The sequence below is a fragment of the Chitinilyticum litopenaei DSM 21440 genome (genome assembly GCF_000428145.1).
Classification (GTDB): Bacteria; Pseudomonadota; Gammaproteobacteria; order Burkholderiales; family Chitinibacteraceae; genus Chitinilyticum; species Chitinilyticum litopenaei.
In genome coordinates, this window is the sequence record NZ_ATZJ01000002.1 from 165,449 (window position 1) to 185,844 (window position 20,396).

The following is a 20,396-nucleotide window of genomic DNA, read 5'->3' on the forward strand; positions in this document are numbered from 1 at the left end:
GGTGTGGGGTGGTGATGGACACACTGTATTCCCTGCAAACAAACCGATAAATCCGGCAAAATGGCAATCATTATTCCACCAATGGGACAATTCCATGACCCCAGACCCTGCCGACCTGCTGCTCTTCGCCCGCATCGTCGAAGCAGGCAGCTTCGTGCGCGCCGCCGAGCGCAGCCAGCTGCCGACCTCCACGCTGTCACGACGCCTGTCGGCGCTGGAGGAACAACTGGGCGAGCGCCTGCTGCTGCGCACGACGCGCACGCTGACGCTGACCGACTTCGGCGCGGCCGTGCTGGAACATGCCCGCCAGATCGAGCAGGAAACCGCTGCGGCGCAGGCGCTGGCCGAGCACCGCCAGCAGGCCCCCAGCGGTACGCTGCGCGTCTCCATGCCCAATGATTTTGCTGCCCATCTGCTGGCGCCGATGCTGGCCGAGTACGGCCAGCGCTACCCGGAAGTGCAGGTATTGCTCGATCTGTCGCCCGGGCGGGTCGACCTGATTGCCGAGGGTTACGATCTGGTGATCCGCATGGGTGCGCTGCCGGATGACGCCAGCCTGGTCGCCCGGCGCATCTGGAACTACTGCCCCGGCCTGTATGCGGCACCGGCTTACCTCGCGCAGGCCGGCATTCCCGCGCACCCGGCCGATCTGGAGCATCACCGCCTGCTGTGCCTGCTGGCCCGCAGCGGCGACCCGGTCAGCTGGGAGCTGCAATTCGGCGAGGAACGCTACACGCCACAGGTGGCAGCCCGCCTGGCCGTGAATTCGCCTGACATGCTGCTGCGGCTCGCCGAACAGGGGCTGGGGATTGTCGGCTGCTCGCCGGTGTTTGCCGCCAGCCGCCTGGAAAGCGGCCGGCTGCAGCCGGTGTTGCCCGGCTGGCGGCTGCCGATGGTTACCGGCTGGGCGGTCTATCCGGGCCGGCGGCTGCTGCCGCTGAAAACCCGCGCCTTTCTGGAATTGCTGGAAGCGTTTCTGTCCTTCGCACGCTGAGCATCAGGGTCAGGCACCGCTCAGCGCGGCTTGTTCGGCCCGCGCCGGCCGCGCTGTTTCGGCCGCCCCTGGCCTTGTGGCGGCCTGCCGCCGGTCTTGCTGGTGGCGGGCGCGGCCACCTGCAGTTCACGCCACTCGCCAGGCTGCAACCCATCGAGGGTATAGCCCCCCACCCCATTGCGAACAAGGCGCAGCGTCGGATACCCCACCTTCGCGGTCATGCGCCGCACTTGCCGGTTCTTGCCTTCACTAATGATGATCTCCAGCCAGGTCGTCGGAATCGCGGCACGAAAGCGCACCGGCGGATCGCGCGGCCACAGGCCGTCCGGCTCGGCAATGATGCGCACCTGCGCCGGCTGCGTGACAAAATCCCCCAGATCGACGCCATGCCGCAAGGGTTCCAGATCGGCGTCCGCAGGCGCACCTTCAACCTGCACCCAGTAGGTTTTCGGCTGCTTGTGCCGGGGGTCGGCAATGCGCGCCTGCAGCGGCCCGGAATCGGTCAGCAGCAGCAGGCCCTCCGAATCGGTATCGAGCCGGCCCGCCGGATAGACACCGGGCATGTGCAGCACGTCGGCGAGGCACTGGTGCGGTGGACTGGGGCTGAACTGGCAGATCACGCCATACGGTTTGTTCAACAGAATCAGACGCGCCATGCGGTCTCCCTTGTCCTGATACGGCCAAACCGGTGATAATAGTGCGTTTTTTCGTCAGCACGCCACCGCAGAACGCGGGCGACGGAAACAGATCACCCAGCGACAGCTTACTCAAAAACAGGAAAGAACGATGAGCCTGATCAAAGTACCCCAGGGCGGCACCAAGATTGTTCCGAATCTGGCCACTCCCGATAATCCCATCATCCCGTTCATCGAAGGTGACGGCATTGGCGTGGACATCACGCCGGTGATGATCGATGTGGTCGATGCAGCCGTGGCCAAGGCCTACGGCGGCGCCCGCAAGATCCACTGGATGGAAATCTACTGCGGCGAGAAGGCTTCCCGCCTGTACGGCAATGACACCTACCTGCCGCAAGAAACCCTGGATGCACTGAAGGAATACGTGGTGTCCATCAAGGGCCCCCTGGCCACGCCGGTTGGCGGCGGCATCCGCTCGCTGAACGTGGCGCTGCGCCAGCAGCTGGACCTGTACGTCTGCCTGCGCCCGGTGCGCTACTTCAACGGCGTTCCGTCGCCGCTGAAGCGCCCGGACCTGACCGACATGGTGATCTTCCGTGAAAACACTGAAGACATCTACGCCGGCATCGAATGGGAAGCCCAGACCGAAGGCGCCAAGCAGGTCATCGACTTCCTGCAAGGCACCATGGGCGTGAAGAAGATCCGTTTCCCGGAATCCTCCTCCATCGGCATCAAGCCGGTTTCCAAGGAAGGCACCGAGCGTCTGGTACGCAAGGCCATCCAGTACGCGATCGACAACAACCGCAAGAGCGTTACCCTTGTTCACAAGGGCAACATCATGAAGTTCACCGAAGGCATGTTCCGCACCTGGGGCTACGAGCTGGCCAAGAAGGAATTCGGTGGTGTCGAGATCGACGGCGGCCCGTGGCTGCAACTGCCGAACGGCATCGTGATCAAGGATGTGATCGCTGACGCCTTCCTGCAGCAGATCCTGCTGCGTCCGGCCGAATACGACGTGATCGCCACCCTGAACCTGAACGGCGACTACGTTTCCGACGCACTGGCCGCACAAGTTGGCGGTATCGGTATCGCTCCGGGTGCAAACCTGAGCGACAACGTGGCCTGCTTCGAAGCCACCCACGGCACCGCACCGAAGTACGCTGGCCAGGACAAGGTGAACCCGGGCTCGCTGATCCTGTCCGCCGAAATGATGCTGCGCCACATGGGCTGGAAGGAAGCGGCCGACCTGATCATCGCCTCCATGGAAAAGGCTATCGGCGACAAGCAAGTCACCTATGACTTCGCCCGCCTGATGGACGACGCCAACGAAGTGTCGTGCTCGGACTTCGGCAAGGCCATGATTGCCCGCATGTAATTGCTGGCCTTCACTGCACACAACAAACCCCGCCTCGGCGGGGTTTGTCATTTGCGGCGTCCGCCAGCGGCAGGAAAGCCCTTGAAGTCGCCATCCCCCCTCGGTATCGGTGCCGGCTTGGTATCGGGCGGCCGTGTCGGCCGGGGCTTGTCATCCGGCCAGTCCGGACGGCCAGGGTAAGTCGGGCGCGGCCTGACAGGACGATAGGGGTAAACATCAAACCAGCCCTCCACGGCAGAAGAACCATCGCGCTCGCTGGCCTCACAGTCTTCGACACACCCCTCCGCCGCCTGCTGGCGTCGCGAGGTCGAATAATCGGGCACCACGCCAACCGCCGGCTGTTCAGGGGCAGTCGACTCGGTAGGCTCGGGGATGGCGGGCGCAGGCAGCACGCTAAAGCCGCTGTCATCGGCCATGCGCTCGGCCGTTGCCCCTGCCGGGCAGGGTTGATCACTGTAGATCAGCGAGCCATCCGCCTTGCGGCACTTGTTCAACTCGGCGCCGGCCGTGCCCGTCAGGCCAGCCAGCAGCGCAACCACCAGTACACGCACCATTTGCGTCTCCAGCCCTGGCACCGGCATCAATGCGGCGTCACCACGGGACGACGCCCCGGACGCAAGCGGCGATCCTGGTCGTCGTAGCCGCCACTGCCTTCAAACGACTCATCCATGATCTGCGGAGGCCAGTCATCAACACAGCGCTCGTCGTCTTCCGGACACTTGCGCTCCTGCGCCTTGCTTGCCGGAGCGGCGTCGGGCTCGGCCGGAGCGGCCTGCACGGGCTTGGGCACTGGCGTTGGGGCCGGCACATCGAAGGCGTCGACCACGCTGATGCTGGCCCCGGGACTGAGGGCCTCTTTCAGCGTGCCCGCCGGACAGGGCTGATCGGTGAACATCAGCGAACCATCCGCACGCCGGCATTTGCTGACTTCGGCGACGGCCTGCAGGGAAAGGACTGACAGCAAGCAACACAGCAGCAGACGCATGGCGGGGCTCCGGAATCATGGGGATTTTCCAGCATAAGCCTGAAAAACCCGCGCCTGCCATTTTTTGTCGCACCTGGCCGCAAAGCGGAAGCGCGTTGCCGGGGAGCATGAAAAATGCCAGTCAGCATGGCTGACTGGCATTGTGCCGCAGGGCGGCGTATTACTGCGCCGAAATGCTCAAGCTGCCTGGATATTGGCGGCTTGCTTGCCCTTCGGGCCGGTCGTGATTTCGAAGGAGACGCGCTGACCTTCCTTCAGGGTCTTGAAGCCCGGCATGTTGATTGCGGAGAAGTGAGCGAAGATGTCGTCGCCGCCTTCGTCCGGAGTAATGAAACCGAAGCCTTTGGAGTCATTGAACCACTTAACAGTACCTTGAGCCATTTTGTCTGGTCTTCCAATAGAACAAATTCAAACCGGCCTGGCTCGCCCAGGCCCACCGTGAGGTTTGAGTGCAAGACCAGCAAACAGGTCCAAACCGGTACTGCATGAAACTTGTACATCAAACTCGAGTCATGTTTTTACGCGACTTTGACAAATAAGGTCAAGCATATGGGGCCGGCTGCCGATAATTATGTTGTTTTCTGTGGCGTGCTTGAAAAGCACCGCCTGCGCTCCAAAATGAAAGCTAAGCGCGACATTTCCGATACCGATGACCACACAGCAACAACATGATGCAGAACTCCTCGAGAAGAGGAAAACCCAAGCCCCGCCGCCCTTCTGGAGCGTGGTTCTTTTAAACGATGACTTCACCCCGATGGATTTCGTGGTGGATGTCCTGATGAAATTCTTCAACATCCGCGAGGAACGCGCCACGCGCATCATGCTCCAGGTTCATACCGAAGGGCGTGGAGTGTGCGGCACCTACCCCAAGGACATCGCGGCCACCAAGGTCGCCCAGGTAAGTGACTACGCACGGGAGCACCAGCATCCGCTGCAATGCATCATGGAGGTGGAAAATGATCGCCCAGGAACTTGAAGTAAGCCTCCATCTCGCGTTTATGGAGGCGCGGCAAAAGCGCCACGAATACATCACGGTCGAGCACCTGCTGCTCGCCCTGCTGGAGAACCCGTCCGCCACCGAAGTGCTGCGCGCATGCGGCGCCAGTCTGGACGAACTCAAGCGGGCGCTTTCCGATTTCATCGGTGAGCACACCCCGGTTGTATCCGGCAGCGACGAGGTGGAAACCCAGCCGACCATCGGCTTCCAGCGCGTGATCCAGCGCGCCATCCTGCACGTGCAAAGCTCGGGCAAGAAGGAAGTGAACGGCGCCAACGTGCTGGTTGCCATTTTTGGCGAAAAAGACAGCCATGCCGTGTATTTCCTGCACCAGCAGGGGATCACGCGACTCGATGTGGTCAACTTCATCGCGCACGGCATCAGCAAGCAGGCCAGCAGCCAGCCACCGCAACCCAGCCAGCGCAGTGAACAGCAGGAAGACGGCGACAATGAAAGCAGCAGTGGCGGCGCCCTGGACAGTTTCACCCAGAACCTGAACAACGCAGCACTGGCCGGCCGCATCGATCCGCTGATCGGCCGTGAAATGGAGCTGGAGCGTGTGATCCAGATCCTCTGCCGGCGCCGCAAGAACAACCCGCTGCTGGTCGGTGAGGCCGGCGTTGGCAAGACGGCGCTCGCCGAAGGCCTGGCACGCCGCATCGTCGAGGGCAATGTGCCGGACATTCTGGCCGACGCCACCGTCTACGCGCTCGACATGGGCGCGCTGCTGGCCGGCACCAAATACCGCGGCGATTTCGAGCAGCGCCTGAAAGCCGTCATCAAGCAACTGACCGAGGAACGCAACGCCATCCTCTTCATCGACGAGATTCACACGCTGGTCGGCGCCGGGGCGGCATCCGGCGGCACGCTCGATGCGTCCAACCTGCTGAAGCCCGCACTCTCCAATGGCGCGCTGAAATGCATCGGCGCAACCACCTATACCGAGTTCCGCGGCATTTTCGAGAAAGACAACGCGCTGTCGCGCCGCTTCCAAAAGGTCGACGTGGTCGAACCAACGATCGAGCAGACCATCGAGATCCTCAAAGGACTGAAGGACAAGTTCGAGAGCCACCACGGTGTGAAATACACGGCGGCGGCACTGTCATCGGCGGCAGAGCTGTCGGCCAAGTTCATCAACGACCGCCATCTGCCCGACAAGGCCATCGATGTGATTGATGAAGCCGGCGCCGCGCAGAAAATCCTGCCGCGCTCGAAGCAGAAGAAAACCATCGGCAAGGTGGAAATCGAGGACATCGTCGCCAAGATTGCCCGCATTCCGCCGAAGAACGTTTCCAGCGACGACAAGAACACGCTCAAGACGCTCGAGCGCGACCTGAAGAACGTGGTGTTTGGCCAGGAAAAAGCCATTGAGGCACTGGCCAGTGCCATCAAGATGGCACGCGCCGGGCTGGGCAACCCGCAAAAGCCGATCGGCGCCTTCCTGTTCTCGGGCCCCACCGGCGTAGGCAAGACCGAGGTGGCGCGGCAGCTGGCCTACACGATGGGAATCGAGCTGATCCGCTTTGACATGTCCGAATACATGGAGCGCCATGCGGTCAGCCGCCTGATCGGCGCCCCTCCGGGATATGTGGGCTTCGAACAAGGGGGGCTCTTGACCGAGGCCATCACCAAGCACCCCTACTCGGTGCTGCTGCTGGATGAAATCGAAAAGGCCCATCCGGACATCTTCAACATCCTGCTGCAGGTGATGGATCACGGCACACTGACCGACAATAACGGCCGCAAATCGGATTTCCGCAATGTGGTGATCGTCATGACCACCAATGCCGGGGCCGAGGCGCTGAACAAGCCGGTCATCGGCTTTACGGCGAAAAAGGAAACCGGCGACGAGATGCAGGAAATCAAGCGCCTGTTCACGCCGGAATTCCGCAATCGCCTGGATGCCGTCATTCCGTTCGCACCGCTGAACCACGAGATCATCCTGCAGGTGGTGGACAAGTTCCTGATGCAGCTCGAATCCCAGCTGCACGAGAAGAAGGTCGAGGCCCACTTCTCGCCGGCGCTGAAGGAAATGCTGGCCGAGAAAGGTTTTGATCCGCTGATGGGCGCGCGGCCGATGGCGCGCCTGATTCAGGACACCATCCGCAAGGCACTGGCCGACGAGCTGCTGTTCGGCAAGCTGGCCAATGGCGGTGAGGTCACCATCGACCTGGACGATGAGGACAAGGTATACCTCCAGATCCATGACAAGGAAATGGTTCCAGCCTGATAGCCAGGCAGGTATAAGTCAGCAAAAAGGGCAGCCATGCGGCTGCCCTTTTTGCTGTCGACAGCGCCGACTCAGGCGGCCTGATGCACCGTAACAATCTGAGCAGGCATGGGCGCCGGGAAGCCGGCCTCGCCGAGGGCTTCCTTGATCACGCGATTGGTATCGAAATACACCTGCCAGTAATGGTCATTGTGGCAATAAGGGCGCACGGCCAGTACCGGGCCTACCAGATTGAATTCCAGGATCTCCACATCGACCGCAGGCTCTGCCAGCACATTCGGAATTGCCGCGATTTTTTCCTTCAGCAAGGCGCGCGCAGCATTGTGATCGGCACTGCCGGCCAGCTGCGCCTTCAGATCGACGCGCCGGAAGGGATTCAGCGAGTAGTTCTGGATGGTGTCGCTGAATACCTTGTTGTTGCCAATAAAGGTAACGACATTGTCCGGCGTCACCAGCGTGGTGGCGAACAGGCCGATTTCGGTCACCGTTCCCGTCACGCCGGCCACGGTGACGAAGTCACCGACCTTGATCGGTCGCAGCACGATCATGAATGCGCCACCGGCAAAATTGCCCAGCAAACCCGACCAGGCCATGCCGATCGCCACGCCCGCAGCGGCAATCAACGCCGCGAAGGTAGTGGTCTGGATGCCGAAATAGCCCAGAATTCCCACTACCAGCAGAATATTCAGCGTCACCGCCGTGACCGATCCCACATAACGCAGCACGGTTGGGTCGACCTTCTGGCGACCCAGTGCGTTCTGCACCATATTGACGGCCACGCCGATCAGCCAGCGGCCGATCACCCAGAAGATGATGGCAGCGAGGATCTTCAGGCCGATATCGGTCGCGTAGGTCAGCAGCAGATCCTGATACTTTTGCAATGCATCCAGATTCATGACGAAATCTCCATGGTTATTAGCAGCAATTTGCAGAATTCCTGCAATCACGCTGACAAAGCTACCATGAAAACCCGAAAGAATCAGCCGCGCGGATGATGCTCGCGGTGCAACTGTTTCAGCCGTTCACGCGCGACATGGGTATAGATTTGCGTAGTGGTAATGTCGGAGTGCCCCAGCAACATCTGCAGGGCGCGCAAATCGGCGCCGTGTTGCAGCAGATGCGTGGCAAAAGCGTGCCGCAAAACGTGCGGACTGAGTGCCGCCAAAGGCACCCCTACCCTGGCCGCATATTGCTTGATGATGAACCACATGCCTTGCCGTGTGAGCGGCTCGCCACGCTGATTGACAAAGAGCAGCGCCTCGCTGCGCCCCGCCAGCAGGTCCTGCCTGGCCTCCCGCATGTAACGGAGCACGGCCTCGGCGGCATAATCCCCCAGTGGCACCAGACGCTGCTTGCCGCCCTTGCCGGACAACACCTGCACGAATTTTTCCCGCAGGTAAACCTGTGACAGCGGCAAGGCAACCAGCTCCGACACCCGCAAGCCGCAGGCGTACATCAACTCGAACATCGCACGATCACGCAAGCCGGCCGCCGTCGCGAGATCGGGCGCAGCCAGCAGCGCAGCCACCACATCCTCGGACAACACCCTGGGCAAGGGCCGCACCCGCTTGGGCGCCTGCAGTTCGGCACAGGGATCGGCCGGCAGCACGCCATTTTGCACCTGATAGCCATAAAAGCGCCGCAAACTCGCGATGCGGCGCGCCAATGTTGCCGCTTTCAGATCGCGGGATTGGCGCGCCAGAAAAGCCTGGACCGCGTCGCGATCCGCCTCCAGCAGCGTCAGTCCACGCGCATCGGCAAGCCAGTGCGCCCAGATCGCCAGATCATTGCGATAACTGGCCAGCGTGTTGGCCGACAAACCATCTCCCAGCCAGATCTGGTCGAGAAAGCGGTCGATCTGCCCGCTACTGGCAGCAAGCACTTCAGACAAGCAACACTCCTTCATGGCGCAACAGCCAGCGCTTGATCGGCAGCCAGTCCACACCGTTGCGGCTGGCATTGAAGCCCCCGATGCCACCACCGGCGGCGAGCACCCGATGACAAGGGATCAGCAAGGGCAGCGGGTTGCGTCCGCAGGCATTGCCGACCGCGCGCGGTGCTGAACCGATCTGGCGGGCAATATCGCCATAATGACTGATTTTCCCAGAGGGTATCTCGCTGATTGCCTTCCAGACATTGAGCTGGTGATCAGTACCCTGCAGGGCATAGGGCAGCTCCAGGCAGAAGCGCGGGTCGGCATAATAGTGCTCCAGCTGCCCGGCAAGCTCCGCCACCAGCGGATCCGCCGTCGAACGCAAGGGCGTGTCGTCCGGCAGGAATTCCAGCACACTGAGCTTGTCAGCGGCGAGGCTCACGCCCAGCCGGCCGAATGGCGCGGCGAGCACAGCCTGGAAATCGTCCAGTCGCCAGGGATTCTGCATGGATGACCTCCGTGCTTGGCAAAACTTGATCGTAAAATGCGCACCGTCGCCAGGCAATAAAAAACGCGGGCCGAAGCCCGCGTTTTCATGCGCAAAGTCGTGAGACTCAGGCAGCAGCAGCGACCTTGCGGGCCGGCAGCTTTTCCTTGATGCGCGCGGACTTGCCCGAACGCTCGCGGAGGTAGTACAGCTTGGCGCGACGAACGTCACCGCGGCGCTTCACTTCGATAGCGGCAACCAGCGGGGAGTAGGTCTGGAAGGTACGCTCAACACCGGTGCCGGAAGAAATCTTGCGGACGATGAAGGAGCTGTTCAGGCCACGGTTACGCTTGGCGATGACCACGCCTTCGTAAGCCTGCAGACGCTCGCGGTTGCCTTCCTTTACCTTCACGCTGACGATAACGGTATCGCCAGGCGCGAATTCGGGAACGGTTTTACCCAGACGAGCGATTTCTTCTTGTTCGAGTTGTTGCAGCAGATTCATTGCTTTACTCCATTAGATGCCTGTTCCTTCTGCCCCGCGGTCTGGGGAGAGCCGGCTTGTTCACCGTGCTCCGCCTTGAATTCGGCCAGAAGACGAGCTTCTTCTTTGCTAAGTGGACGCTGTTTCAGCAAGTCCGGGCGTCGCAACCAGGTGCGCCCCAGCGCTTGCTTTAACCGCCAGCGTCGGATGTTGGCATGATTTCCCGAAAGCAGGACTTCCGGAACCGCCATGCCGCGGTATTCCACCGGACGGGTGTAATGCGGGCAATCCAGCAGCCCGTCCGCAAATGAATCTTCCTCGGCGCTTGCCGCGGTGTTCAACACCCCGGGCCAGTGCCGGCTGATCGCATCGATCAGCACCATCGCCGGCAGCTCGCCCCCCGACAGCACATAATCGCCGATCGAAATTTCTTCGTCGACATGACGCTCGATCACGCGCTCGTCGATGCCTTCGTAGCGACCACACAGCAATACCAGGCCGGGTTTAGCCGCCAGACTCAATACTTTCGAGTGCGTCAGCGGCATACCCTGTGGCGAGAGGTAAACTGTCCAGGGTTCAACCCCATGCTCTTGCTGGCGCGCTTTTGCACTTTCCAGTGCAGCCTCCAGCGGCTCGGGAATCATCAGCATCCCCGGCCCACCACCGAACGGCCGATCATCGACAGTGCGATAATTGTTGCTGGTGAAATCACGCGGATTCCACGCCTGCAGATCAAAAATGCCCAGTTCGACCGCACGCCGGGTTACGCCAAAGCGGGTCACCGCTTCGAACATCTCCGGAAACAGCGTCACGACATCGAACAGCCGGCGATCGCCCTGCGGAGCGGCACGCTCAGTAGTCAAGACCCCAATCCACGGTAATCAGGCGCTCGGCCTGGTCAACGGTCAGCACGACAGCGGCCACGAAAGGCAGCAAACGCTCGGTCTTGCCCTCATGGATCACCAGCACATCATTCGCACCGGTGGACAAGAGGTTGCTGACAACGCCCAGTGCTTCACCCTGCGTATTCACGACACGCATGCCGACCAGATCGGCCCAGTAAAACTCATCCTCACCCAGCTCGGGCATGGCACTGCGCGGCACAGCGATGGTACAGCCACGCAAGGCGTGCGCTGCATCACGATCGGCAATGCCTGCCAGCTTGGCGGCCAGTTTCTTGGCGTGAGCCTGACCCTGTTCAAGCACGCAGGCTTGCCAGTGACCATCACGCCCCAGCCACCAGGTTTCGTAATCGAACAGACTATCGGCGTACTCGGTATCGGCCACAACATTGACCCAGCCATGCACGCCAAAAGCCCCGCTGATGTAGCCCATGCTCACCAGATCATCTGGCACTTCAGCATCGGGCTGCAGGCGGGGCAGTTGGGATTTCAGCGCCATGAACGAATCAGGCAGCCTTGTAACCCTTGAGCAGCTTGGCGACGGTGTCGGACGCTTGAGCGCCAACGCTTTGCCAGTAGCTCACACGGTCCATTGCAAAACGCAGGGATTCGGTACCTTCCGGAGCAACCGGATTGTAGAAACCCACGCGCTCGATGAAGCGACCGTCGCGACGGTTACGGGAATCGGCAACGACCACGTTGTAGAACGGGTTGTCCTTGGCGCCACCACGGGCAAGACGAATAACGACCATAGCTGAAAATCCAGTATTCAGGTTTGCACGAAACCCGCGATTATCCGCGAATTCAAATCAGGAGGCAAGCGCCGCCGACACCGAACGTCGCAAGACGGTCACATGCCCGGCAACATCCCCTTCATGCCACGCATGAGCTTGCTCATTCCACCCTTGGAAAACTGCTTCATCATTTTTTGCGTCTGCTCGAACTGGTTCAGCAGGCGATTGACCTCCTGCACCGTCACACCGGCACCCGCCGCAATTCGGCGCTTGCGCGAAGCCTTGATCAGCTCCGGCTTTTGCCGCTCCTGCGGCGTCATCGAGTTGATGATGCCCTCGATGCGCGCCACCGCCTTGTCAGTCACCTGGGGGCTCGCCGCCGCGCTCAGCTGCCCCGGCAGCTTGTCAAGCAGCGCACTCATGCCCCCCATCTTCTTCATCTGCTGAATTTGCGCCTTGAAGTCTTCCAGGTCAAAGCCCTTGCCGGACTTGACCTTCTTCATCATGCGCAAGGCTTCGTCCTGATCGACGGTTTTCTGCACATCTTCGATCAGCGAAAGCACATCCCCCATGCCAAGAATGCGACTCGCCAGACGGTCCGGGTAGAACGGCTCAAGGCCACTCAGCTTTTCGGCGACACCGATGAACTTGATCGGCTTGCCGGTCACCTGACGCACCGACAGGGCGGCACCGCCGCGGGCATCACCATCCATCTTGGTCAGCACGACCCCGGTCAGCGGCAGCGCCTCGCTGAACGCCTTGGCGGTATTTACCGCATCCTGCCCCTGCATGGCATCGACAACAAACAGGGTTTCCACCGGTTTGACCGCCGCATGCAAGGCCTGGATTTCCAGCATCATGGCCTCGTCGATCGCCAGACGACCGGCCGTATCGACAATCAGCACATCATGGAAATGCCGCTTGGCATAATCCAGCGCCGCCAGGGCAATCTCGACAGGCTTTTGCGCCACATCGGACGGGAACCACTCCACTTCGACCTGGGTCGCCAGTGTCTTGAGCTGCTCGATCGCGGCCGGCCGGTAGACGTCAGTCGACACCAACAGCACACGCTTCTTGTCGGACTCCTTAAGCAGCTTGGCCAGCTTGCCCGACGTGGTCGTTTTCCCCGCCCCCTGCAGACCAGCCATCAACACCACCGCCGGAGGCACCGCCGCCAGATTCAGCGCATCATTGTGCTCACCCATCAGCTTGGTGAGCTCCTCGTACACGACACCAATGAAGGCCTGCCCCGGTGTCAGACTGCCGACAACCTCCTTGCCCTGCGCGCGCCCCTTTACATCCGCAATGAACTGCTTGACCACGGGCAGCGCCACATCGGCCTCCAGCAGCGCCATGCGCACTTCACGCATCGCATCCTGAATATTGTCTTCGGTCAGGCGGGCCTGGCCGCGCAAGTTTTTGACGACACCGGACAGGCGACTGGATAAGTTTTCGAACATCGGCGCACCTACGCAAAGCAACTCTGGTTGGAAACAGGCCCATGACCACATGGGCTCTGTTAGACTAATTAACCTGTCATTCTACCCTGAAGCACCGCTCGTGACTTGGCTCGCTATGCTCGCCCTGTTCGCTTATCTTCTGCTGAGCGGACACTACATTCGGCAAATTCTGCCCAAACACCCGGGCGGCCTGCTCCCCATGCCGCTTACCAATGCACTCTTGATTGCCGGCAGCTTGAGTCACGCCGCTGCTCTCACCATCAAGTTTCAAGCCTACCCGTGGCACTTTGGCGCCAGTGAAGCCCTGTCGCTGACCGCCCTGCTGTGCGTCACACTGTACGGACTGGGCCGCTCCATCCTGCCACTGAAGGGTACCGAGGCGCCGCTACTCGCTTTCGCCGCCTTCATGCTGGCCATCAGCCTGGTCCTGCCGCCCGGCCACGCCATCACCAGCTCGGACCTGCTGTCTCGAATCCACTTTGCCTGCGCCTTGCTCACCCAACCGCTCCTCATTATTGCGACAGGTATGGCCCTGCTGATCAAGCACAGCAACAGACAGCTGCACAATACCCACAAGGGCATCCTGGCCAGAGCACTGCCACCGGTACTCACCCTGGAAAAACTGCTGTTCATTGCCCTGGGCGCCGCTTACGCCATGCTCAGTGCAGCCTTGCTGACAGGCCTGCTGGCAAGCCTGGATCCAGCCAGCAACACCCGCTTTCTCAGTCACAAGGTATTGCTTTCGATTCTGGCATGGATCGTCATCGGCATACTGCTGATCGGACACCGCCGTGCCGGCTGGCGAGGCCGCCTTGCCGCCAACTGGACTCTGGCCGGAGCCGCCCTGCTGTTTCTGGGCTATCTCGGCACACGCTTGGTGCTTGAAGTGATACTGAAGCGCTAACAAAACTGACAAACATGCCGCATCTGCAAGCGCGGCGCTTCTGCCTGAGAAAATCATTCTGCTAGACTGAACAGCATAAGAGCTCCGCCAGGTGATATAACTCATTGCCCAGCATAAGCGGACGCTTGCCACACCTTGGAGCATTTACGAGCATGAGCGCTGCACCACTTGCTGGCCTGGCGAGACTTCTGGTCCAGCACGGAAAACTTAATGAGGTCGATGCGGATGCCCTGCAAGTCGCGGCAGTGACTGCAAAAATCAGCTTCATTGAACAACTTACCAAAAGCAAAAAATTGAGCGCCGGTGATGTTGCGGAGTTTTCTTCGCAAACTTTCGGCTTCCCTTTGCTTGACCTGAACCAGTTCGACCCCTCCTACGTTCCGGCCGGCGTACTGGACCACAAGCTGATGAGCGCTCAGCGCATCATCCCGCTCTACAAGCGCGGCACAAGCAAGCTCTTCATTGGCATTTCCGACATTACCAATCTGCAGGCGATCGAAGAGGTGCGCTTTCAGACCGGCCTGCAGGTCGAACCCATCGTCGTTGAAGACGACAAACTGGCGCTATTCCTGGAGCGCCTGATCGAGGCCAGTGGCGCAAAACTCAAAGACCTGATGATGGACGAGGCCGAACTGGCCTTGAGCGGTGGCGAACAGGAAGAAACCAACGACACCGGGAATGCGGACGTTGATGACGCCCCCATCGTCAAGTACATACAGAAAGTACTGATGGATGCAATCAACGAAGGCGCATCCGATGTCCATTTCGAGCCCTATGAAAAGTTTTATCGCATCCGCTACCGCAAAGACGGTGTGCTGCGTGAAATCGCCCAACCCCCCCTTGCCATCAAGGAAAAAATCGCCTCGCGGATCAAGGTCATTTCAAAACTCGACATTTCGGAGAAGCGCGTACCGCAAGACGGCCGGATGAAGCTGGTGCTCAGCAAGAACCGCGCAATCGATTTCCGGGTTTCGACACTGCCGACACTGCACGGCGAGAAAATCTGTATGCGTATTCTGGACCCGACTTCCGCAACTCTGGGCATCGACGCCCTGGGTTACGAACCAGACCAGAAAGCAGCAATGATGGATGCAATCCAGCGCCCCTACGGCATGGTACTGGTAACAGGCCCGACAGGTTCCGGCAAGACCGTTTCGCTGTATACCTGCCTGAACATCCTGAACGAGCCGGGCATCAATATCTCGACCGCCGAAGACCCTGCCGAAATCAACTTGGCCGGCATCAATCAGGTCAACGTCAATGACAAGGCCGGCCTTACATTTTCCTCGGCGCTGAAGGCCTTCTTGCGCCAGGATCCAGACGTGATCATGGTTGGCGAAATCCGGGACCTGGAAACCGCCGACATCGCCATCAAGGCCGCACAGACGGGTCACATGGTTTTCTCCACCCTGCACACCAATGACGCGCCGGGCACACTGACGCGCATGATGAATATGGGGGTCGCGCCTTTCAATATTGCCTCCTCGGTGATTCTCATCACCGCCCAGCGCCTGGCACGGCGACTGTGTTCGAACTGCAAGGTGCCGGCCGACATTCCGCGTGAAGCACTGCTGCAGGCAGGCTTCAGCGAGGCCGATCTTGATGGCAGCTGGACACCGTATCGTCCGGTAGGGTGTGACATTTGCAAAGGATCGGGCTACAAAGGGCGGGTAGGCATTTATCAGGTCATGCCCATTTCCGACGAAATGAACCGGATCATCATGAAAAACGGCAATGCGATCGATATCGCCGATCAGGCAAGGCGTGAAGGCGTACGGGATTTGCGCATGTCAGGACTGCTCAAAGTCAAGCAAGGCATGACCTCTCTCGAGGAAGTCATGGCCGTGACCAACGAATAACACAAAAACGGAAAAACGCATGGCTACGCCCAAAAAAGCCCCCGTTGTGAAAGAGTTTACTTTTCTGTGGGAAGGCAAGGATCGCACAGGAAAAACCATTAAAGGCGAAATGCGCGCAGTCGGAGAGAACATTGTTCGCAATACCCTGCGCCGACAAGGCATCAATGTGCTGCGGGTCAAGAAACAGCGCATGGCCACCGGGCGCAAGGTTACCGAGCAGGACATCGCCATGTTTACCCGGCAAATGGCAACCATGCTGAAATCCGGCGTACCACTGCTTACTGCCTTCGATATTGTCGCCAAGGGGCACAGCAACCCGTCAGTCACCAAGCTGCTGATGGAGATCAAGACCGACATTGAAACCGGCTCATCCCTCACCCAGGCATTTCGCAAGCACCCGAAGTATTTTGACGCGCTGTATTGCAATCTGGTGCAGGCCGGCGAGCAGGCAGGTATTCTGGACGCCCTGCTGGCGCGTCTCGCCACCTACAAAGAAAAAATCCTGGCCGTAAAGAAAAAAATCAAGTCGGCCATGTTTTACCCGACGGCAATCATTGTCGCCGCCTTTGTAATTACTGCGGTGATCATGATTTTCGTCATCCCGACCTTCAAGGACCTCTTCGCCGGATTTGGTGCCGAATTACCAGGCCCGACCCAGGTTGTGATCGCAATCTCCGATGCGTTCATTGACTACTGGTACCTCATCTTTGGAGGACTGGGTGGCGGCATCTACGCCTTTCTAACCCTCTGGCGACGCAGTGAGAAAGTGCAAATCGCCATGGATCGCTGGCTGTTGAAACTCCCGGTACTTGGCGAGATCGTCCGCAACGCCACCATTGCACGCTGGGCCAGAACCTGTGCGACCATGTTCGCGGCAGGCGTTCCCCTGGTTGAATCGCTCGACTCGGTTGGTGGCGCATCCGGTAATTATGTCTATCGTTCGGCCACCAAGAAAATCCAGTCCGAAGTCAGCACAGGTACAAGCCTGACGATTGCCATGCAGAACAGCAATGTATTCCCGAACATGGTCCTGCAAATGGTCTCGATTGGTGAGGAGTCCGGCTCACTCGACTCGATGCTTGGCAAGGTCGCCGATTACTACGAAGACGAAGTGGATAACGCTGTTGAGGCCATGTCGAGCTTGATGGAACCTGTCATCATGGTAGTTCTGGGTACGCTGATCGGTGGCTTGGTCATCGCAATGTATCTGCCCATCTTCAAGATGGGGGCTGCCGTTGGTGGCTGATCTCCTCGCATTCTTGCCACACTCCTGGTTTATCGCCCTGACCGTGATCGTCGGCCTGTGCATCGGCAGCTTCCTCAATGTGCTCGTGCACCGGCTGCCGATCATGATGGAACAGGACTTTCGCCATGAATGCGCCTGTCTTGATCAGCCAGAACCACCCGCGCGAAGCCAGGCCTACAATCTGTTCACTCCCCGATCAGCCTGCCCGCGATGCGGGCATGCCATCGGCGCAGCAGAAAACATTCCCGTCATCAGCTGGCTAATGCTCAAGGGACGCTGTAAAAACTGCAAGAATCCAATCAGCGCCCGCTATCCGCTCGTGGAAAGCGCATGCGGTATTGTGGCCGGTCTGCTGGCCTGGCAATTGGGGCCAAGCGACCTTCTCTTGCCAAGCCTGCTGTTTGTCTGGATTCTGCTGGCATTGACCCTGATCGACCTTGATCATTTTCTGCTGCCCGACAGCCTGACCCTGGGTTTGCTCTGGCTTGGGCTCGCATTCAACCTGACCGGCCTCTTCGCCCCACTGCCGCATGCCGTCATTGGCGCCATCGCCGGTTACGGTTTGCTCTGGAGCGTTTACTGGCTGTTCAAATTGCTGACTGGCAAAGAAGGCATGGGCTATGGCGACTTCAAGTTGCTGGCAGCACTGGGCGCCTGGCTGGGCTGGCAGAGCCTCCCTGCAATGCTCTTGCTGGCCTCACTGAGCGGCGCGGTAATCGGCATTGGCCTGGCACTTGGGCAACGCAAGAGTTTGCGCAACCCCATCCCGTTCGGCCCCTATCTAGCAGCAGCAGGGCTGATCATGATGTTCGCCGGCAAGCAGGTCCAGGGCTTGCTGTTTCCGCTGTGAAGCCCGGACTGATCGTCGGGCTGACCGGCGGGATTGGCAGCGGCAAATCCACTGCCGGTGCTTTTTTTGCGCAACATGGTGTGCCGGTTCTCGATACCGACATGCTGGCGCATGAACTCACCCGCAGCCCCTCCCCCGCGCTCAGCCGAATTCGTGACGAGCTCGGCAAGGAGTGGCTAACTGCGGATGGCTCACTCGACCGGGTTTATGCTCGCCAGCAGATTTTCAGCAAGCCTGAGACGAAGGCCAGACTCGAAGCCATCCTCCATCCCATGATCCGCGCCCGCTGCAGCGAATGGCTGAGCCGCCAAGATACCGGCTATGTGCTGCTGCTGATCCCCCTGCTGTTCGAACAGGCAAGCTTTCAGCAGCTGACCAATCGCAGCCTGCTGATTGACTGCCCGACAGCCCTCCAGCTCAGCCGGGTCCGTCAGCGCAGTGGACTCACCGATTCGGAAATCGGGCGCATTATTGCCCAGCAAATGTCGCGAGAAGCGCGCTTGGGCAGGGCCGACGATGTGATCTGCAACGACACTACACCCGAAAACCTGCAAACGCAGGTCAATGCGTTGCATGAGCGCTATGTATTGCTCGGCAAAAGCGGGCACGGGTTTTCAAATAACTGACCATGCTGCAGAATTGCATATCCTTTCCAGGTATTTCGCCGTGATCAGCTACGAATTTCCAGTCAACGAACGCATCCGCACGCTGCTGCGCCTTGAGAAGCTGTACGAGCGCACGCAGTACTATGCCGGGAAAGAACAGGCGCAGGATCATCACACGGCCCTGCTTGGCATTTTTGAAATCATGGAAGTAGCAAGCCGCGCAGATCTGAAGTCCGACCTGATCCAGGAGCTGGATCGCCAGCGGCAATCGCTGGCGGCCTTGCGCAACAACCCGCAAATTTCCGAAGAAGCACTCGAACGGGTGCTGGCGGAAATTGAAAGCACCCACGCCCGCCTGCTGGAAATGACCGGCAAGTTTGGCCAGTACCTGCGGGAGAACGACTGGCTGATGGCCATCAAGCAGCGCGTGACCATTCCGGGCGGCGCCAGCGAATTCGACCTGCCGTCGTATCATTACTGGCAATTGCAGCCAGCCAACCGCCGCATGGCAGACCTTGAGCGCTGGCTGTCCCCCCTGCTTCCAATCAAGCAAGGCCTGGACATCGTCCTGCGCTTGCTCCGTGACTCGGCCAAGGCCTGCCATTTCGTGGCCAAGCAGGGCCATTTTCAGCAAATGTCCGGCGGGAAGACCGTGCAGATGCTGAAAATCGCCTTGCCTGCCGATACACCGGCAGTACCCGAACTCTCGGCCAACCGCTACGCCATCAATATCCGCTTTGTCGTCCCTTCCACATCCGGAGAACGCTCACGGCAAGTGGACGCCGATGTCGCCTTCACGCTCAGCTACTGCAATCTCTAACCCCATTGCCCCCGCCTTGGGCGCCCCACCCTGAACACATACCCCCGGCAGTCAGCACCAGCGCTTGCCTGGAAATCATACCAAGCCAACCGGCTGACAGACATCAGGCCCGTCTGCAACCGTTCCTTCATGGTACTGCCATGAAGTCGTCATGCTGCATCATTAAGGTGAGCCCCAGAACCGAGGAGGCTCACCATGCTCGAACAGCAACAGACGCTTGGCACACGTACGCGAACCGAACTGATCTCCCGCCTGGCCGATTCGGCCGAAGCCGTGCGTGCGGCACAAATGCTGCGCTACCGGATTTTCGCGGAAGAAATGGGCGCCCGGCTTTCCTGCCGCGAACCAGGCATCGACCAGGATTTTTTTGATGCCTATTGCGAACATCTGCTGGTCCAGGATGAACGCAGCGGCGAAGTCGTCGGCACTTACCGGATTTTGTCGCCCCACCAGGCCCGCAAACTGGGCAGCTATTACAGCGAGACCGAATTCGACCTCACGCGCCTGCAGCACCTGCGCCACCAGCTGGTCGAGCTGGGCCGCTCGTGCGTTCACCCCGATTACCGCAACGGCAGCACGATTGCGCTGTTGTGGTCCGGCCTGGCCGACTACATGCACCGCCATGGCTACGACTACCTGATCGGCTGCGCCAGCATCTCGCTGCGCGACGGCGGTCAGCAAGCCACGGCCGTGCGCCACCACCTGATGCAGAAAGCCCTCTCGCCGATCGAATGGCGCACCTTTCCGCGTCACCCGCTCACGCTGCTGCCGGGCATCAAGCCCTGCGATGCCGGCGACCTGCCGCCACTGGTCAAGGGCTATCTGCGCGCCGGCGCGATGATCTGCGGGGAGCCGGCCTGGGATCCGGATTTCAACACGGCCGACTTCATGATGATTTTGCCAATGAGCAAACTGAACCCGCGCTACGCCCGCCATTTTCTGCGCAACTGAGCGCG

The 20,396-nt window shown here is 60.0% G+C and carries 23 protein-coding genes and 1 pseudogene; 12 read left to right on the top strand and 12 right to left on the bottom strand.

What is annotated here, in order from left to right:
• Positions 1 to 94 precede the first annotated feature (94 nt).
• Positions 95 to 994 (top strand): LysR family transcriptional regulator, encoded by a 900-nt coding sequence (locus tag C515_RS0102745; protein ID WP_028454279.1) that lies wholly within the window; start codon positions 95 to 97, stop codon positions 992 to 994.
• A gap of 131 nt (positions 995 to 1,125) precedes the next feature.
• Here C515_RS0102745 and C515_RS19250 read toward each other — a convergent pair.
• Positions 1,126 to 1,650 (bottom strand): annotated as a pseudogene (locus C515_RS19250) (pseudouridine synthase); the annotation flags it as partial.
• 130 nt (positions 1,651 to 1,780) lie between these two features.
• Between C515_RS19250 and icd the strand changes: the two are divergent.
• Positions 1,781 to 3,004 carry an NADP-dependent isocitrate dehydrogenase gene (gene icd / locus C515_RS0102755; RefSeq protein WP_028454280.1) on the top strand — a complete coding sequence of 408 codons (1,224 nt, stop codon included), beginning with the start codon at positions 1,781 to 1,783 and terminating at the stop codon, positions 3,002 to 3,004.
• A gap of 47 nt (positions 3,005 to 3,051) precedes the next feature.
• Here icd and C515_RS0102760 read toward each other — a convergent pair whose 3' ends face one another.
• The 3 genes from C515_RS0102760 to C515_RS0102770 form a co-directional block, all read right to left on the bottom strand.
• On the bottom strand, positions 3,052 to 3,558 hold the full coding sequence (locus C515_RS0102760; protein ID WP_028454281.1) for a DUF4124 domain-containing protein: 507 nt from the start codon (positions 3,556 to 3,558) through the stop codon (positions 3,052 to 3,054).
• Positions 3,559 to 3,584: 26 nt separating this feature from the next.
• Positions 3,585 to 3,989, bottom strand: coding sequence for a hypothetical protein (locus tag C515_RS0102765; protein WP_028454282.1), 405 nt, complete (start codon positions 3,987 to 3,989; stop codon positions 3,585 to 3,587).
• Between the two features lie 177 nt (positions 3,990 to 4,166).
• Positions 4,167 to 4,370 (bottom strand): cold-shock protein, encoded by a 204-nt coding sequence (locus C515_RS0102770; RefSeq protein WP_028454283.1) that lies wholly within the window; start codon positions 4,368 to 4,370, stop codon positions 4,167 to 4,169.
• Between the two features lie 111 nt (positions 4,371 to 4,481).
• Between C515_RS0102770 and C515_RS24315 the strand changes: the two genes are divergently transcribed.
• The 3 genes from C515_RS24315 to clpA are packed head-to-tail and all read left to right on the top strand — an operon-like array spanning position 4,482 to position 7,216.
• Positions 4,482 to 4,661: a hypothetical protein gene (locus C515_RS24315; protein ID WP_211233964.1), complete on the top strand. Its 180-nt coding sequence runs from the start codon at positions 4,482 to 4,484 to the stop codon at positions 4,659 to 4,661.
• Complete coding sequence (gene clpS / locus C515_RS0102775) at positions 4,639 to 4,965, top strand: ATP-dependent Clp protease adapter ClpS (RefSeq protein WP_028454284.1); 327 nt, start codon at positions 4,639 to 4,641, stop codon at positions 4,963 to 4,965. The genes C515_RS24315 and clpS overlap by 23 nt, the downstream gene beginning before the upstream one ends.
• Positions 4,946 to 7,216 (top strand): ATP-dependent Clp protease ATP-binding subunit ClpA, encoded by a 2,271-nt coding sequence (gene clpA / locus C515_RS0102780; protein ID WP_028454285.1) that lies wholly within the window; start codon positions 4,946 to 4,948, stop codon positions 7,214 to 7,216. The genes clpS and clpA overlap by 20 nt, the downstream gene beginning before the upstream one ends.
• Before the next feature lie 71 nt (positions 7,217 to 7,287).
• On the opposite strand, the gene C515_RS19255 is transcribed toward clpA, so the two are convergent.
• From C515_RS19255 to ffh, 8 genes are all read right to left on the bottom strand, one after another.
• The gene (locus C515_RS19255) at positions 7,288 to 8,112 is read right to left on the bottom strand and encodes a mechanosensitive ion channel family protein (RefSeq protein ID WP_043647827.1); all 825 of its coding nucleotides are present in this window, start codon (positions 8,110 to 8,112) and stop codon (positions 7,288 to 7,290) included.
• 83 nt (positions 8,113 to 8,195) lie between these two features.
• The gene (gene xerD, locus C515_RS0102790; RefSeq protein ID WP_043647881.1) at positions 8,196 to 9,098 is read right to left on the bottom strand and encodes a site-specific tyrosine recombinase XerD; all 903 of its coding nucleotides are present in this window, start codon (positions 9,096 to 9,098) and stop codon (positions 8,196 to 8,198) included.
• Position 9,099: 1 nt separating this feature from the next.
• The gene (locus C515_RS0102795; protein WP_028454287.1) at positions 9,100 to 9,597 is read right to left on the bottom strand and encodes a methylated-DNA--[protein]-cysteine S-methyltransferase; all 498 of its coding nucleotides are present in this window, start codon (positions 9,595 to 9,597) and stop codon (positions 9,100 to 9,102) included.
• Positions 9,598 to 9,703: 106 nt separating this feature from the next.
• Complete coding sequence (rplS, locus tag C515_RS0102800; RefSeq protein ID WP_028454288.1) at positions 9,704 to 10,081, bottom strand: 50S ribosomal protein L19; 378 nt, start codon at positions 10,079 to 10,081, stop codon at positions 9,704 to 9,706.
• A complete protein-coding gene (gene trmD, locus C515_RS0102805) occupies positions 10,078 to 10,884 on the bottom strand; it encodes a tRNA (guanosine(37)-N1)-methyltransferase TrmD (protein ID WP_281170841.1) in 807 nt (268 codons plus the stop codon). The genes rplS and trmD overlap by 4 nt, the downstream gene beginning before the upstream one ends.
• Positions 10,885 to 10,912: 28 nt before the next feature.
• The gene (gene rimM / locus C515_RS0102810) at positions 10,913 to 11,461 is read right to left on the bottom strand and encodes a ribosome maturation factor RimM (RefSeq protein ID WP_081686710.1); all 549 of its coding nucleotides are present in this window, start codon (positions 11,459 to 11,461) and stop codon (positions 10,913 to 10,915) included.
• Positions 11,462 to 11,468: 7 nt separating this feature from the next.
• Positions 11,469 to 11,714 (bottom strand): 30S ribosomal protein S16, encoded by a 246-nt coding sequence (rpsP, locus tag C515_RS0102815; RefSeq protein ID WP_028454291.1) that lies wholly within the window; start codon positions 11,712 to 11,714, stop codon positions 11,469 to 11,471.
• A gap of 98 nt (positions 11,715 to 11,812) precedes the next feature.
• Positions 11,813 to 13,156: a signal recognition particle protein gene (ffh, locus tag C515_RS0102820; RefSeq protein WP_028454292.1), complete on the bottom strand. Its 1,344-nt coding sequence runs from the start codon at positions 13,154 to 13,156 to the stop codon at positions 11,813 to 11,815.
• On the opposite strand from ffh, the gene C515_RS19260 reads away from it, so the two are divergent.
• The 7 genes from C515_RS19260 to C515_RS0102855 all read left to right on the top strand — a co-directional run bounded on the left by C515_RS19260 (position 13,116) and on the right by C515_RS0102855 (position 20,391).
• A complete protein-coding gene (locus tag C515_RS19260) occupies positions 13,116 to 14,060 on the top strand; it encodes a cytochrome C assembly family protein (protein ID WP_144290309.1) in 945 nt (314 codons plus the stop codon). The genes ffh and C515_RS19260 overlap by 41 nt on opposite strands.
• 152 nt (positions 14,061 to 14,212) lie before the next feature.
• Complete coding sequence (gene pilB, locus C515_RS0102830; protein ID WP_028454293.1) at positions 14,213 to 15,919, top strand: type IV-A pilus assembly ATPase PilB; 1,707 nt, start codon at positions 14,213 to 14,215, stop codon at positions 15,917 to 15,919.
• Between the two features lie 19 nt (positions 15,920 to 15,938).
• The gene (locus tag C515_RS0102835; protein WP_028454294.1) at positions 15,939 to 17,165 is read left to right on the top strand and encodes a type II secretion system F family protein; all 1,227 of its coding nucleotides are present in this window, start codon (positions 15,939 to 15,941) and stop codon (positions 17,163 to 17,165) included.
• Positions 17,104 to 18,015, top strand: a complete 912-nt coding sequence (locus C515_RS0102840; RefSeq protein WP_281170840.1) for a prepilin peptidase — start codon at positions 17,104 to 17,106, stop codon at positions 18,013 to 18,015. Before C515_RS0102835 ends, C515_RS0102840 begins: the two co-directional genes overlap by 62 nt.
• On the top strand, positions 18,012 to 18,641 hold the full coding sequence (gene coaE / locus C515_RS0102845) for a dephospho-CoA kinase (RefSeq protein WP_028454296.1): 630 nt from the start codon (positions 18,012 to 18,014) through the stop codon (positions 18,639 to 18,641). The genes C515_RS0102840 and coaE overlap by 4 nt, the downstream gene beginning before the upstream one ends.
• Positions 18,642 to 18,681: 40 nt before the next feature.
• Positions 18,682 to 19,440 carry a cell division protein ZapD gene (gene zapD / locus C515_RS0102850; RefSeq protein ID WP_028454297.1) on the top strand — a complete coding sequence of 253 codons (759 nt, stop codon included), beginning with the start codon at positions 18,682 to 18,684 and terminating at the stop codon, positions 19,438 to 19,440.
• 195 nt (positions 19,441 to 19,635) lie between these two features.
• Positions 19,636 to 20,391 carry a GNAT family N-acetyltransferase gene (locus C515_RS0102855; RefSeq protein ID WP_028454298.1) on the top strand — a complete coding sequence of 252 codons (756 nt, stop codon included), beginning with the start codon at positions 19,636 to 19,638 and terminating at the stop codon, positions 20,389 to 20,391.
• Positions 20,392 to 20,396: the final 5 nt, after the last annotated feature.

What these genes read in the sequence shown, in the direction of transcription:
- C515_RS0102745 (WP_028454279.1), top strand. Translation starts at nt 95, where the DNA reads ATGACCCCAGACCCTGCCGACCTGCTGCTCTTCGCCCGCATCGTCGAA.
- icd (WP_028454280.1), top strand. Translation starts at nt 1,781, where the DNA reads ATGAGCCTGATCAAAGTACCCCAGGGCGGCACCAAGATTGTTCCGAAT.
- C515_RS0102760 (WP_028454281.1), bottom strand. Translation starts at nt 3,558, where the DNA reads ATGGTGCGTGTACTGGTGGTTGCGCTGCTGGCTGGCCTGACGGGCACG.
- C515_RS0102765 (WP_028454282.1), bottom strand. Translation starts at nt 3,989, where the DNA reads ATGCGTCTGCTGCTGTGTTGCTTGCTGTCAGTCCTTTCCCTGCAGGCC.
- C515_RS0102770 (WP_028454283.1), bottom strand. Translation starts at nt 4,370, where the DNA reads ATGGCTCAAGGTACTGTTAAGTGGTTCAATGACTCCAAAGGCTTCGGT.
- clpS (WP_028454284.1), top strand. Translation starts at nt 4,639, where the DNA reads ATGACCACACAGCAACAACATGATGCAGAACTCCTCGAGAAGAGGAAA.
- clpA (WP_028454285.1), top strand. Translation starts at nt 4,946, where the DNA reads ATGATCGCCCAGGAACTTGAAGTAAGCCTCCATCTCGCGTTTATGGAG.
- C515_RS19255 (WP_043647827.1), bottom strand. Translation starts at nt 8,112, where the DNA reads ATGAATCTGGATGCATTGCAAAAGTATCAGGATCTGCTGCTGACCTAC.
- C515_RS0102795 (WP_028454287.1), bottom strand. Translation starts at nt 9,597, where the DNA reads ATGCAGAATCCCTGGCGACTGGACGATTTCCAGGCTGTGCTCGCCGCG.
- rplS (WP_028454288.1), bottom strand. Translation starts at nt 10,081, where the DNA reads ATGAATCTGCTGCAACAACTCGAACAAGAAGAAATCGCTCGTCTGGGT.
- rimM (WP_081686710.1), bottom strand. Translation starts at nt 11,461, where the DNA reads ATGGCGCTGAAATCCCAACTGCCCCGCCTGCAGCCCGATGCTGAAGTG.
- rpsP (WP_028454291.1), bottom strand. Translation starts at nt 11,714, where the DNA reads ATGGTCGTTATTCGTCTTGCCCGTGGTGGCGCCAAGGACAACCCGTTC.
- ffh (WP_028454292.1), bottom strand. Translation starts at nt 13,156, where the DNA reads ATGTTCGAAAACTTATCCAGTCGCCTGTCCGGTGTCGTCAAAAACTTG.
- pilB (WP_028454293.1), top strand. Translation starts at nt 14,213, where the DNA reads ATGAGCGCTGCACCACTTGCTGGCCTGGCGAGACTTCTGGTCCAGCAC.
- C515_RS0102835 (WP_028454294.1), top strand. Translation starts at nt 15,939, where the DNA reads ATGGCTACGCCCAAAAAAGCCCCCGTTGTGAAAGAGTTTACTTTTCTG.
- C515_RS0102855 (WP_028454298.1), top strand. Translation starts at nt 19,636, where the DNA reads ATGCTCGAACAGCAACAGACGCTTGGCACACGTACGCGAACCGAACTG.